The sequence below is a fragment of the Spiroplasma endosymbiont of Dactylopius coccus genome, from assembly GCF_977110965.1.
Genome location: NZ_OZ373019.1, coordinates 925826 through 939496, shown reverse-complemented (window position 1 = coordinate 939496; position 13671 = coordinate 925826). Strand labels below are relative to the sequence as shown.

The following is a 13671-nucleotide window of genomic DNA, read 5'->3' as shown; positions in this document are numbered from 1 at the left end:
TAATTTTTTTAATATGTCAATTAAAATTCTTTTTTTTGTCATTATTTAGTAAAAATTTTCTATTAGTTATCGAGTAATAATTTCCCAAAAGTGAAGTTATTTATATAACTTATAATTAATAATAATTCGATTTAAAACAGCCCTAAAAAGGGCTGTTTATTTTTTGAATACTAAACATATAAATTTTTAAATCGTTTGAATATGAGCAAATTTGGTGCCTTAAAATTCATTTTAAATATATAAAGATATTGCAATTGCAATATCTTTTTTATAATTTTAGTGATTTTATTTTAAAACCCTTATAATTTTTATTTTCAAAGCTATTAATTTCAACTTCATCAAACTTTTTTATTTTTAACTTTTCTAAATTTTTGTTATAAATTTCCATTTTTAAATTTGATATTTTTTTTAATTCTTCTTTTATTGAATTAAATTTAATTTCAAAATAATTTACTTTTTGAGAAATAATTCTATGTCCATTTTCATATTTTCTTATTTCATTTCTTATTTTTAATTCATTTTTATTGTTAATATCTTGATTTGTTAAACAAGATATTTTTTTATTTATTTCTTTTTCTTTTCTTTTTTCATTATCTAGCTTTTTCTCCAAACTTCTAAATTCATTACTTAACTTAGAACCTGTTTAGGATCTTTTTTAACTTATTTTTGATTAAATTAATATCATAAATGTTATTTTATAGTTGAAAAATAAATTTTTAATCGATAAGTTGTCAAATGATAAAATCTTTTTAACAAAAAAATGACAAAGAAAATAAAATGTTAATTAACTGTCAGGTTAGAAATAATTATTCCCTTTTTTAGTTTAATTATGTTTAAAAGATTCCAAACAGGTTCTTAGAACCTGTTTAGGATCTTTTTTAACTTATTTTTGATTAAATTAATATCATAAATGTTATTTTATAGTTGAAAAATAAATTTTTAATCGATAAGTTGTCAAATGATAAAATCTTTTTAACAAAAAAATGACAAAGAAAATAAAATGTTAATTAACTGTCAGGTTAGAAATAATTATTCCCTTTTTTAGTTTAATTATGTTTAAAAGATTCCAAACAGGTTCTTATATATAATTCTTTTACTTTTTTTAATATTTCCAAAAAGTTCTTTTGATATTTTTATAAAAAAATCATTTTTTTCTTTAATTATTTTATTTTTATCAATTTTTCCAAAAGTAAATATTTTTAATATTAAATAACTAATTTTTTTAAATTTGCTAATCTTTTGTTTTTTTAAATTTTCATTAATATCAACAATAGTAGTTTGAGCTAAATTAACTCTATTACTAATAATTTCTGGAGTAAATTGATTTTTATCAATGATTATTTTTATCAATTCTTTATTAATTCATTCATATTCTTCTTGTAAATTTTTATTCATTTTTTCATCCTTTCAAAATAAAAACTCATTTACTTTGAAATTAAAGCAATGAGTTAAAAACTTATATTAAGTTTAATTAAATTATACAAAAAAATTCCTATATTAAAAACAGGAATTAAAATTTTAAAGGTTATTTGGAATTTGTGTTTATTTAACAGTGTAACTTTCCAAAATAATTTAATTTTTTGATAAATATTTTTAGGAAATTTTCATTCGATATTGACATTAAAATGCTTTTTTAGTTTAAATAATTAAATTATCAATAATACTCTTAATTTCTTCTGCTTCTTTAAATTCATTTTTTCGTTTGAAGGCTATACATAAATTAGATAATAAAATTTCTTGATTATTGGTTTTTTCAATTTCATTTTTTAAAACAAAATAAAGGTACCCACACTGTCAAAAAGTTGGCTTTCTAAGAACTAAATAATTAATATTATTAATCATAATAATATTTTTAGTTTGTTTTTTTAAACTAAAAGTTGTTAATCCTTTATGATAAATAGTTATTTTTTTATCATCAATAGTTATTGTACTTCGACTATATTGATTTTCAAATCATCAATTTTTTTTATTATTCATATATTAATATTATTTTCTTTTTTTATTTTTAGTTTTAATTCCAATTTTATTTAATAACGTTAAAATTGAAGATCTATATAATCCTTGCTTTTGCAATAAAAGTGAAGTATAAATAATAGATTGTACTACCGTACCAATAATAATAGCTACTGCATATCATAAAATACCAATATAACTACCATTAATATTAGTAACACCACCAAATAAAGCAATAATAAAAGAACCTCAAGCCCCAACATGACCAAGTACACCAAAACCAAATGCTAAAGCACCCGCAACAGCACTACCAATAACATTAGCAACTATTGTTCTTCATGTATCTCTTACTGCAAATGGAATAGCAGATTCAAAAATTTCCATAAACCCTAATAATCAGGCATTTCACCCTAATGATTGTTCTTGTTTTGTAAATAATTTACGACTAAATACTGTTGATGTCAATGCACAACCCAATGGCGCAATCGGAATCGCTGCTGCTACTGGTCCCATTAATCGACCACCATCTTGTACCATTAATGATGTTGCAACAAGAACAGCTGTTTTATTAATTGGACCACCCATATCAAATCCAATCATTGCTCCTAATAATAATCCAACTAAAACCCTATATTTGGATGTAACCCCATTCAACTTAAACCATAATCCAATGCACCCATTACATATCCAAATGGTGCTGCTAAAAAGAAAGCGGTTGGAATTGCAATAATTGCTGTACAAAAAACAGGAATAATAATAATTGGCATAATTGGTAATAATCATTTTGGTACTTTTCATGAATTTACAAATCGAACTAAATAACCAGCCATTAGTCCTCCATAAAGAGCACCAAATAATGTTCATGAAACATTAGCATTACCCTGAAAAGGTTGACTTGCATCAATTTTAGAACTGGCAGTAAGATTAAATACTCCTCATCCAAATCACATTCCCGTACCAGGTGATACTAATAAAAATGTAATAATCATTGCTGGAGCAATACCAGGACGTCCTGCGATTGAATAAGCAATATAAGCACCCATGATTGGTATCATCAATGTTATTGATAATCATTAATACATGCATTAGCGTTGTACCACCAATTAATCCAGAATTAACTCCTGGTGGATTTGTTTTTAATCAAGCAAGTTGTTCTTCTCATGAATTTTTAAATTCAAATCCATTACCAAAAGTACCTTTTGCGATACCACCAACAATAGCAAAAATTAAACCAGCAAAAACAACAAATGGTATCATATATGATACTCCACTTAATAAATGTTTTAAAATTGCTGGTTTACCTTTCGAAGCATTTAAAATGAAATCACCACTATTTCCATTAGGTTCACCGTATATTTTTGCTTTTGTTAAACTTTCTTTAATAGTTTGTTTAGCGTCTTTAACTACTGGTTTTGTACCACAAGTATATGTTTTTACCAATAAAACGTTCTAAGTCAATTGCAACATCTGTTGCTAAAATAACGACATCCGCTTCTTTAATTTCTTGTTCTGTTAGTACATATTCTGGTCCTTTTTGACCTTGACATTCAATATGTACTTGATAGCCTAGTTCTTTTCCTGCGGTTTCTAATAATTCTTTACACATGTAAGTATGAACTACTCCAGTTGTACAAGAAGAAACTCCAATAATTTTTTTTGTTTCCTTGTTTTTCATTGTTTTTATTTCTTTTTTAGTACTATTTTTAACTGTTTCATCATTAATAAGCGATATTATTTCTTGTGAATTTTTTGCATTTTTTAATTTTTTACGAAAATCTTCATTTACAAGTTTAATTGCAAGTGTACTTAAAATATCTAAATGTAAATTTTCTGCTTGTGTTTCAGGAATTATTAAAGCAATAATAAAAGTTGTTAATTGTCCATCTATTTGCTTTTCAGTCAACGCCATTATTATTACATAATATTAGAATTGCAGGTTTTTTAATTGATTTAATTCTAGCGTGTGGAATTGCAATTCCACCTTCAAAACCTGTTGATGATTCTTGTTCACGAGCAAGAAATGCTTTTAGTAATTCATCACGATTAGTAATATAACCTAATGAAAATGCCAAATCAGTAATTTTAGTTAGTGCTTCTATTTGATTTTTAATATTAGATTCAAAAATAATATGTGAGTTGTTTAATAAATCATTAGTTATTTTCAATTTTACCTTCCTTTCCAATGATTATTTTATCTCCTTTTTTTAATAAAAACCAGAGATTTTTTCAGATAATTAAAATATATTTTTAACTATTTATTCAATTAAATTTAATATTTATAAAATTAGAAATATTACATACTTCAAAGTTTTTGCTGTTTTTTAAACAAAATATAATAAATAAAAATTATCAACATTAATCCCATATTTCCTTATAAATTAATATAAATAACTTATTTATAAAATAATGTAAAATTAATTTAGATAAAATTTAAGTATTTAAAGAAAGGGAAAATTAGAGAAATGTTTAAGAACCTGTTTGGAATCTTTTAAACATAATTAAACTAAAAAAGGGAATAATTATTTCTAACCTGACAGTTAATTAACATTTTATTTTCTTTGTCATTTTTTTGTTAAAAAGATTTTATCATTTGACAACTTATCGATTAAAAATTTATTTTTCAACTATAAAATAACATTTATGATATTAATTTAATCAAAAATAAGTTAAAAAAGATCCTAAACAGGTTCTAAAACAAGAAAAGAAAATTTAAATCAGAAAAATAACAAACTTAAATCAATAACTGATTATCAATGATTAGCTTTAGATATCGGAACAGAAAACTTTAAAGCTAGACATATTAATATAGGTCTTAGAACCTGTTTGGAATCTTTTATAAAATAACGTAAAATGACTATATATTTTAAGATAAGGGGTATATATGCATAAAAATTATCCAAGTCATGTTACTAAAGAACAATTTGAGAACATAAGATCAATTTTAGAAAATAGCAAAAAGAAAACAAAACCAAGAAATTTAGATTTATATGAAGTATTTTGTGCAGTTTTATATGTATTAAAAAGTGGATGTCAATGAAGAATGTTACCAAAAAATTTTCCAAAATGACAAACTGTATATTATTATTTTCAAATTTGAAGTAAAAATAGTGATAAAGAACCTAGCACTTGACAAGTAATTTTAAAAAAAATTAGTTAGAAAAGTTCGTATCAATAATGGTAGAAAAGAACAAACTAGTTTTTGTATAATTGATTCACAAAGTGTTAAGAACACAGATACTGCTAAAAATAAAGGTTATGATGCTGGTAAAAAAATTTCAGGAATAAAGCGTCATATTGCTGTTGATTCTCAAGGTTTACCGCATACAATTTACATAACCACAGCAGAAAAAACAGATCGTAACAGTGCTATAATAATGATTGAAAATGAAAAAGAAAATTTATCTAAAGTTCAAAAAATACTAGTAGATGCTGGTTATACTGGTGAAAAATTTGCTTTTAAAATCAAAACAATCATAAATGCAAATGTTGAAGTTATCAAACGTAATGAATTACATTCTTTTGTATTATTGCCAAAAAGATGAGTTGTAGAACGAAGTTTTGCATGATTAGAAAAATGCAGAAGATTATGAAAAAATTGTGAAAGAAAATTAAATAATAGCTTACAAATGGTTGTTCTTTCCTTTATTTCAATTTTATTAAAAAGATTTTAAACAGGTTCTTAGATATGATGCTCCAACCTATTTAGCTGAAGACTATGAAAAAAATAGAATTCTTTACGGTGAAGAGGCTAAGACTTTAACTGACAAAACAAATGAAAACGTTATTATTAAACGTCCAGTTCGTGATGGTAATATTGCTGATCCAGATGCTTTACAACGTATTCTTACTAAAATTTTTCAAGATTTCAGACTTGAAATTAAAAATTTAAAAGAAATTAATAACAATTCTATAAAAAAACATGAAAAATTAGATAAAAATCCTAATTTGATTGTGTTGATGGCAACACCAAGTGAAATTAATTCAGTACAAAAAGAAGCTTTAGAAAATATTGTATATCGTTTAGGAGCACTCCGTGGATTTGTACAAGAAGAAGTAAAAATGGCAGCGTTAGGCTCAGGGCAAGATATTTTTGGAAGTGCAATTATGTGCATTGATATTGGTGGTGGCAGTACTGATGTTGCTATTATTAGTAATAATTCAATATTATATTCATATACAACACATTGTGCTGGTGACTATTTAATACAAAAAGTTCAAGAATATATTATAAAAAAACATGCCTTAAAAGTTGGAATAAAAGAAGCTGAAGATGTTATTAAAAATATTGGCTCACTTATGAAATATCAAGATGAAAAACCATACACAATTTCGGGTTTTTCATTACCTAGATTAAATTCTCAACCAGGAGAAACAATGTCAATTTCTAAAACTATTGAAATTACACCAGAAGAAATTCGTGAAAATGTTATGCAAGCTCAATTCAAAGAACATATTATTCCAGCCATTCGTAGAGTATAAGAACTGCTGGTGACAAGGCTGCCGGAAGTATTAGTGATTTAAAGAAAAAAGGTAAGGGAATCACAATTTGTGGTGGTGGAGCTTATATTAAAAAAGTTGATAAATTTATTGAAGAAGAATTAGCTAAAGAATATTATATTGAAGTTAAAACTGAAAAAGGTACAAAACCAATGCGTCAAAAATATGAAGGAGATCTTTTTGAAGTGCGTACTGCTCTAAATTCTTTAGATAATGTTATTGATGGTTGTGTAAAATATCGTGATACAATTTACAAACAATTAATAATTGAACAAAATCCTAATCGTGAAATTCTAATAAAGGACGAAGATTTAGGATAAAAAACTATAAAAATCTTAAATTAGTATTTTAAATTATTAAAAAATTTTTTTAAACTTTGGTAATTTTTTTGAGTTATGAAGTCCTGAATCAAAAGAAAAACTTTCGTATTTCATAACATTAGATACATTTCACTTTGATAAATCTTGATTAAATACTTATGTATTACTAAACATATTGTTCATATTTGTTACATTAGATACATCTCATTTTGACAAATCTTGATTAAATTTTCTTGCACCAGCAAACATATAACTAATATTTGTTACATTTGAAGTATCTCAAGATGATAAATTTTGATTAAATGCATTTGCAGCGGGAAACATTCAACTCATATTTGTTACATTAGATACATCTCATTTTGATAAATCTTGATTAAATGATGTTGTATGAATAAACATATAATTCAAAGAAGTTATTTCTGGTGGTAATTGTTCTGGGACTTCTTTAATTGTTATTGGCATATTAACAACTTGAATTTCTCCCTGATCATTTTTATAAAATCCAATTTGAGTAATTTTGGTAGTTTTTATATATGATAGATTATGCTTATTAGTTATTACTTTTTTGCCATTTTCATCAATGTAAATTGTATCTTGTTGAGTTTTATTATTTAAAACATCATTTTTTTGGGAACTTGTGTTTAAGACAGTTACAGTTAAACTTCCTACAGCTGATGCAAATGTTAAAACACTTAATGCTGTCAATATTTTTTCATCTTTTCATCCTTCTATTTTATTATTTTGACTTTATTTAAGAAGCCAATTTTACTTTACTACTTTTTGAAGATAAATTCACAAAAATTATATTTTTTAAAGTTAAAACTTTTTTGCTGCTTCTTTAATATACTGTTCAAATTTATCCATCGTTTTTTCTGGCCCTAATGCTGGCAAACCTCCACCTTTTGCTAATATTTTAGAACCAATAAGTAAATTAGCATCATTTTGATGAAGTTCTTGAACCTTAGTACCACAAATAAGAATTGGTTCTACTACTTTAGCACCTACAAATTCTCATGTCCCTTTTAAATAAGTTGCATGATTACCTCATAAATATCAGCCATATGGTGCTCCTTGTGTCGCCAAAATTTGAACTTTTAAATGTGGTAATAATCCTCTAGCTTCACCTTGTTTGGTATATTTATAATCAAAAGTTTTACCAGCAACTAAGATGTGATCTAAATAATTTTTTGTCATGCTAGTAACATTAAAATTTGTCATTGGTGTTGTATATATAACTTTATTAACATTTTTTAGTTGATTAATATAATAATCAGAATCTTTTTCATTAAAATATGAAGTAAAGTTTTTTTGCGTAATAGTAATACTTGCCATTGGTATTTGATTTAAATCTAATTCAATTATTGAATCTTCTGGATGAAATTCACGATAATATTTAACAAAACGAGATACTAAACTTTCAGAATAAGATAGTTCTTTTTTAATCATAGAAGAACGAATTACTAATATTTTATTTGCCATTATTTTTGCCTCCGAAATATCTAAAATAACTTTGTAATTTGATTTTATCAGTTTTTATTTATTATTTTTTAAAAAATAATAAATAAAAATATAGTTTTATAAAAAAATGAAATATTTATTATAATTTTATCATGGAATGGCAACACTTTTTAGGACTATTTTTTGGTAGACATTTGTTGTTGATATTTGATAGGAGTTAAGTAGTTTAAAGTGCTGTGGATTCTTATGTTGTTGTATCAATTGATATAATCAAATAATTCTAATTTTAATTGGATTAATGATGTAAAATTTTTATCATTAATAAATTCAGTTTTGAAAGTTTTAAAAGTTGCTTCAGCAACAGCATTATCATAAGGACAACCTTTTTTGCTTAAAGATCGAGTAATATTGAATGCTAATAAAAGATTATTAATAATTTTATTGTTAAATTCATTACCTCGATCACTATGAAATATTTGGATATCTTTTAAACAGCGATTTGATTGCATAAATGCTTGATATACTAGTAATGCATTTTTTTAACTCCAACACTATGTCCAATAATTTCGCGGTTAAAAGGTCTATTAATAGGCAAATATAGTTTCATTTACCATTAACTTGAACGTAAGTTAAATCACTAACAATAACTTCATTTTTAACCCTATTATTAAAGTTTCTATTAACAAGATTGGTTATTTGACTATTATTGACTTTATTATGATGATTTTTGAATGATAATTTAGTGTATTTTGATATTAAATTATGCTTATTCATAATTTCTTTAATTTTTCTTCTTGATAAATAAATTTCTTGGTTTTCTAAAATTTTTTTTAATCTTCTAGTACCATAAACTTCTTTATTTTCTTTAAAAGCACTAATAACAGCTTCATCATACATATTATTTTTGATTTTATTTTCTTTTTTCTTTAAGTTAAAATAATATGTTGATTTAGATATTTTCAAAAAACGACACATTGTGCGAATTTTATATTTAACTTTATTTTTAGCAATAATTTCTACTTTCTGCCTATTATTAGTGCTGCTTGCTTTAAAATATCATTTTCCATTCTTAATTGTTTTAATTCTTTTCTTAATTTAATTAATTCATTTTCTTCAACAGAACGATTATCTTTAGTTTTAAAACTACCTGAATTAGTAAATTGCTTAATTCAATTATAAGTAGCTGCTCTTGTAACATTGTACTCTTTAGCAAGACAAGACACTGACTTACCGCTTTGATATAAAGCTACTATTTGTTTTTTAAATTCATCTGAATATGAGTTAATATTGGCCATAATTATACTTCCTTTCTTTTCACTAATTTGTTCACTTGTCTACGTAATTAGTGTCCAATAAAGTGTAACCCATCCAAAGTGTAACCCATCCAATTTTGTAAATTATCTATTTTTTCATCATTTGCCTTATTTTTTATATGATTAAAATTATTATTAAGAATGGTAGGTATTTTATCTAATTTTTGGTTAAGTATTATTTCTAATTCATTAATTTCTTTTTCCAAAATTTGGCATTCTTCTTTTAATTTTAGTGCTCTTTTTTTTGATCCATTACTTTTTTTCATTTCATTGTATGTTTTTGTCCACTAATTTTCATTTCTTGTCCTCATTTTTTACTTAATTCTGGATTATCTTCAATTAAATATTTATTACGTATTATTTTATATTTAGAATATAATTTTTCTTGTTCTTTTTTAGTATTTGATATTTTTATTTTTTGCTGTTTATAAAGATTATTTAATTCATTAAATTTGTCGATAAGAATTCATATTGATTCATGATATTTTTTAATTTCTAAATTTAGTTGATTAATTTCTATTTTCTGTTTTTCAGTCATTTTAACTACCTTTTATAAATTAATTATTTAAAAAATAATTAATTTATATTTCCTTTCATTTTTCTAAATAAAAAACTACTATTTTTAAATAAAAATAATAGGTTAAAAACTCATATCAAGTTTAACTAAATACTATCATATTTGATTAATAAATATAGAAAATTGATTAGAAGATTTATAATTATATTTCAACTCCTTTTAAATCATTGATGTTTACTCCTATTTTTGATATAAATAATTTGTATTTAAAAATAATACAAATTATTTATTGAAAATAGAAGAATATTATTCTTAAATATTTGGTAGTTTTAAGAACTTTATTCACTAAAATAAAGTTCTTTTGATTTTAGTATACAATTAAATTATACGTTTGAAGAAAGGTTGGTTGATAATGCAATTTTTTAAAAAGAAGCATATAGAACAAAAAACAACAACCATGTTTAAACAATTTTCGCAACTATCGAAAGAAGAAGTTATCCAACAATTAGATGGTAGTATGTACGGATTAAAAAAGGAAGAGGTAGAAGACAGACTTAAAAAATATGGTAAAAATGTTTTTTCTCATAAACGATTTGTTTGATACAAAAAATTAATGCACAATATTTTTAATCCTTTTATTATTGTTTTAATGATAATAGTTATCTATAATTTTATTAGTTACAGTATTATTGATACTAATACTGATAAAAATGTTGATTTGTACAGTGCTATTATTGTTTTAGTAATGATTATTTTGAGTGTTTTTATATCTTACTTTCAAGATTATCGTTCCTATAAATCTTCAGAAAAATTACGACAATTAATTGAAACAACAGCCAGTGTTTTTCGATTTAGTAATAAAAATAAAAAAATTGATTTTAATGCTTTAAATAGTGTTGCCAATTTTACAAAAGAAGTATTAATTGAAAATTTAGTACCAGGTGATATTATTTTCTTATCTTCTGGTGATATGATTCCTGCTGATGTTCGAATTTTAGTTTCAACCGATCTATTTATTAATCAATCAGCACTAACTGGTGAAACATTTCCTGTTGAAAAACATGCTATTAATACTAAAGATGATAATAAAAAAAGTAGTATCCTAGAATTAGAAAACATATGTTTTATGGGTACTAGTATTGTTTCGGGCGGTGCTATTGCTATTGTTATTGCATCAGGTGTTAATACTTATTTTGGATCAATTGCTAGTGCAGTAACTAGTAAACGTCCTGTTACTAGTTTTAGTAAAGGTATTAAAAAAGTTACCTACATTCTTATTGGTTTTATGTGTGTAATGGTACCATTAATATTTATTGTTAATGTAATTACTAAAAATAATATTTTAACAGCGTTAATATTTTCAATATCAGTTGCTGTTGGTATTACCCCCGAAATGCTGCCAATGATTGTTAGCGCTAACTTAGCAAAAGGTGCAATTAGATTATCACATAAAAAAGTAATTGTTAAAAATTTAACTAGTATTCAAAGTTTTGGTGCAATGGATGTTTTATGCACTGATAAAACCGGTACTTTAACTGAGGATAGAATTGAGTTAGTTAAACACTTAGATCCAGAAGGTGTTGAATCAAACAAAGTTTTAGAAATGGCATATTTAAATAGTTCTTTACAAACTGGATTAAAAAATAATATTGATAAAACAATTGTCCAACACATTAAAGCTCATCATAATAAAATAGTTGAAATGCCCTATCGTAAAATTGATGAAATACCTTTTGATTTTATAAGAAGACGAATGTCAATAGTAGTTTCAAAAGATAAAATTAATAATACTTTAATTTGCAAAGGAGCAGTAGAAGAAATATTAAAAATTTGTACTAAAGTTGAAATTGGGGGGAAAGTAATTACCTTAACTGATAAAATTAAAGAAAATGTTTTAAAATTAAGTACGGAATTAAATAATGATGGTTTACGAGTAATTGCAATTGGCTATCAAGATTTTGCTAGTGACAAAACAGTTTTTAAAATAGAAGATGAATCTAATTTAGTTTTATTAGGATATATAGGTTTTTTAGATGTACCTAAACCTAGTGCTATTAAAGCAATAACAACTCTTAATCAACACGGAATTGATGTTAAAATTTTGACTGGTGATAATGAAATTGTTACTAAAGCAATTTGTAAAAAGGTGGGATTAGAGCCAGGAATTCCTTTATTAGGTAGTGACATTGAAGATATGGATGATCAACATTTACAAGCATTAGTAAATAAAACTACTATTTTTGCGAAAATGGATCCATTACAAAAATCAAGAATTATTGACATTTTAAAGTTAAATGGTCACACTGTTGGCTTTTTAGGTGATGGTATTAATGATGCTGTTGCTTTGCATCACGCTGATGTTGGAATATCTGTTAATAGTGCTACTGATATTGCCAAAGAAGCATCTGATATTATTTTATTAGAAAAAGATTTAGATGTTTTAGAGCAAGGAGTGATCAGCGGTAGAAATACTTTTGGTAATATTTTAAAATATATTAAAATTACTATTTCTTCTAATTTTGGTAATTCATTAAGTATTTTAATTGCTTCAATTTGGTTACCTTTTTTACCAATGATGGCAATTCAAATTTTACTACAAAATTTATTATATGATATTTCTCAATTAGCAATTCCTTGAGATAGGGTTGATGAAGACTTTATTAAAAAACCACAAAAATGAAATGCAAAAAGCATTTTACCTTTTGCATTCTGGAATGGACCGCTAAGTTCAATATTTGATATAACCACCTTTTTATTTTTAGGATATGGTTTACATATCTTTGCCAATTTTGCTAATGTAGATCCTAATAGTGCTGCTGACATATATCAACAATCATTATTTCATACTGGATGATTTATTTTAGGAGTTACTTCACAAACATTAATTGTACAATTATTACGAACTTCTAAGGTACCTTTTATTCAAAATATGCCATCTCATCAGCTATTTTTAACAACAATTATAATTACTATTATTGGCATTAGTATTCCATATACACAATTAGGAGCTACTATTGGTTTAACACCAATTCCTTTAATTTTTTATGCTTATTTAGCGGGTGTTGTTATTGTTTATTTCATTGCTAGTCAATTATTAAAAATGATATATATAAAGGTTAATAAACGCTGATTGTAAACTAAATTTTAATTTTAAGAAAAATGTATTGGTTTTTTTAAAGTTATGATACAAATAAATGTAAAACTAAAGAAAGTTTTTGTATTCCTGTTACTTTATTAAAAGTAACAGGAATTTTATATTATAGATAGGAACAAATAAAAGTATGCTAACATTAAATTACCTTATTGATCAATTTCAAAAGAAAAGAATTCAATTTTCTATTATTGAAGATTTTATGAATAATCCAAACATTAGTGATGAGGAAGTTATTAGTTTAGATAATAACAATAGAAATGCCCTTCATAATAATTTTTTATTAGATTTAGATGAAGGAGCAGAAATAGAAGATGAATATAACTATGATCCACATGAGGAAGGTTGAGAAACTTCAAGTGAATTAATAGAATTTACAACTAATAAAATAAAACTTATTAATTGATTAATAAATTTTAAAAAAAATGATAAAAATTTTTTAAATCAACAAGATATTTAAGG

16 protein-coding genes and 2 pseudogenes are annotated in these 13671 nt (G+C 24.3%); 6 read left to right on the top strand and 12 right to left on the bottom strand.

Annotation, left to right across the window (positions count from 1 at the left end; all coding sequences use genetic code 4):
* Nucleotides 1–268: 268 nt before the first annotated feature.
* From ACXUB0_RS05885 to ACXUB0_RS05865, 5 genes are all read right to left on the bottom strand, one after another.
* Complete coding sequence (locus ACXUB0_RS05885) at nt 269–610, bottom strand: hypothetical protein (RefSeq protein WP_458258083.1); 342 nt, start codon at nt 608–610, stop codon at nt 269–271.
* 446 nt (nt 611–1056) lie between these two features.
* Nucleotides 1057–1395: a hypothetical protein gene (locus tag ACXUB0_RS05880; RefSeq protein ID WP_458258082.1), complete on the bottom strand. Its 339-nt coding sequence runs from the start codon at nt 1393–1395 to the stop codon at nt 1057–1059.
* 243 nt (nt 1396–1638) lie between these two features.
* Nucleotides 1639–1977: a hypothetical protein gene (locus tag ACXUB0_RS05875; protein ID WP_252320326.1), complete on the bottom strand. Its 339-nt coding sequence runs from the start codon at nt 1975–1977 to the stop codon at nt 1639–1641.
* Between the two features lie 9 nt (nt 1978–1986).
* Nucleotides 1987–2553: a hypothetical protein gene (locus ACXUB0_RS05870; protein WP_458258081.1), complete on the bottom strand. Its 567-nt coding sequence runs from the start codon at nt 2551–2553 to the stop codon at nt 1987–1989.
* Nucleotides 2554–2573: 20 nt separating this feature from the next.
* On the bottom strand, nt 2574–3008 hold the full coding sequence (locus ACXUB0_RS05865; protein WP_458258080.1) for a hypothetical protein: 435 nt from the start codon (nt 3006–3008) through the stop codon (nt 2574–2576).
* An 8-nt stretch (nt 3009–3016) separates the two neighbouring features.
* Between ACXUB0_RS05865 and ACXUB0_RS05860 the strand changes: the two genes are divergently transcribed.
* Nucleotides 3017–3406 carry a hypothetical protein gene (locus tag ACXUB0_RS05860; protein WP_458258079.1) on the top strand — a complete coding sequence of 130 codons (390 nt, stop codon included), beginning with the start codon at nt 3017–3019 and terminating at the stop codon, nt 3404–3406.
* On the opposite strand, the gene ACXUB0_RS05855 is transcribed toward ACXUB0_RS05860, so the two are convergent.
* Together ACXUB0_RS05855 and ACXUB0_RS05850 are read right to left on the bottom strand one after the other, a co-directional pair.
* The gene (locus tag ACXUB0_RS05855; protein WP_458258078.1) at nt 3353–3856 is read right to left on the bottom strand and encodes a fructose PTS transporter subunit IIB; all 504 of its coding nucleotides are present in this window, start codon (nt 3854–3856) and stop codon (nt 3353–3355) included. The genes ACXUB0_RS05860 and ACXUB0_RS05855 overlap by 54 nt on opposite strands.
* Nucleotides 3744–4118 carry a PTS sugar transporter subunit IIA gene (locus ACXUB0_RS05850; RefSeq protein WP_458258077.1) on the bottom strand — a complete coding sequence of 125 codons (375 nt, stop codon included), beginning with the start codon at nt 4116–4118 and terminating at the stop codon, nt 3744–3746. Before ACXUB0_RS05850 ends, ACXUB0_RS05855 begins: the two co-directional genes overlap by 113 nt.
* Nucleotides 4119–4834: 716 nt before the next feature.
* Here ACXUB0_RS05850 and ACXUB0_RS05845 point away from each other — a divergent pair.
* The 3 genes and pseudogenes from ACXUB0_RS05845 (at nt 4835) to ACXUB0_RS05835 (ending at nt 6770) form a co-directional block, all read left to right on the top strand.
* Nucleotides 4835–5624 (top strand): IS5 family transposase gene (locus tag ACXUB0_RS05845; protein WP_458258076.1). Its coding sequence is split into 2 segments (ribosomal slippage): nt 4835–5095 and nt 5097–5624, totalling 789 coding nucleotides; the frame shifts between segments, so codons are not numbered across the junction.
* A gap of 28 nt (nt 5625–5652) precedes the next feature.
* Nucleotides 5653–6432: pseudogene (locus ACXUB0_RS05840) on the top strand (rod shape-determining protein); the annotation flags it as partial.
* A gap of 170 nt (nt 6433–6602) precedes the next feature.
* Entirely contained in the window at nt 6603–6770 is a 168-nt protein-coding gene (locus tag ACXUB0_RS05835) for a hypothetical protein (protein WP_458258075.1), read from the top strand.
* 156 nt (nt 6771–6926) lie between these two features.
* Here ACXUB0_RS05835 and ACXUB0_RS05830 read toward each other — a convergent pair whose 3' ends face one another.
* The 5 genes and pseudogenes from ACXUB0_RS05830 to ACXUB0_RS05810 all read right to left on the bottom strand — a co-directional run bounded on the left by ACXUB0_RS05830 (nt 6927) and on the right by ACXUB0_RS05810 (nt 10079).
* Nucleotides 6927–7475 (bottom strand): BspA family leucine-rich repeat surface protein, encoded by a 549-nt coding sequence (locus ACXUB0_RS05830; RefSeq protein WP_458258074.1) that lies wholly within the window; start codon nt 7473–7475, stop codon nt 6927–6929.
* Nucleotides 7476–7586: 111 nt separating this feature from the next.
* Nucleotides 7587–8249 (bottom strand): FMN-dependent NADH-azoreductase, encoded by a 663-nt coding sequence (locus tag ACXUB0_RS05825; protein WP_252320342.1) that lies wholly within the window; start codon nt 8247–8249, stop codon nt 7587–7589.
* A gap of 155 nt (nt 8250–8404) precedes the next feature.
* Nucleotides 8405–9523: pseudogene (locus ACXUB0_RS05820) on the bottom strand (IS3 family transposase).
* Between the two features lie 47 nt (nt 9524–9570).
* Nucleotides 9571–9747: a hypothetical protein gene (locus ACXUB0_RS05815; protein ID WP_458258073.1), complete on the bottom strand. Its 177-nt coding sequence runs from the start codon at nt 9745–9747 to the stop codon at nt 9571–9573.
* A gap of 23 nt (nt 9748–9770) precedes the next feature.
* Nucleotides 9771–10079 (bottom strand): hypothetical protein, encoded by a 309-nt coding sequence (locus ACXUB0_RS05810; protein WP_458258072.1) that lies wholly within the window; start codon nt 10077–10079, stop codon nt 9771–9773.
* Nucleotides 10080–10470: 391 nt separating this feature from the next.
* On the opposite strand from ACXUB0_RS05810, the gene mgtA reads away from it, so the two are divergent.
* Both mgtA and ACXUB0_RS05800 read left to right on the top strand, forming a co-directional pair.
* Nucleotides 10471–13194 (top strand): magnesium-translocating P-type ATPase, encoded by a 2724-nt coding sequence (gene mgtA / locus ACXUB0_RS05805; RefSeq protein ID WP_458258071.1) that lies wholly within the window; start codon nt 10471–10473, stop codon nt 13192–13194.
* Nucleotides 13195–13339: 145 nt separating this feature from the next.
* On the top strand, nt 13340–13669 hold the full coding sequence (locus tag ACXUB0_RS05800) for a hypothetical protein (RefSeq protein WP_458258070.1): 330 nt from the start codon (nt 13340–13342) through the stop codon (nt 13667–13669).
* The last annotated feature ends 2 nt before the right edge of the window (nt 13670–13671 follow it).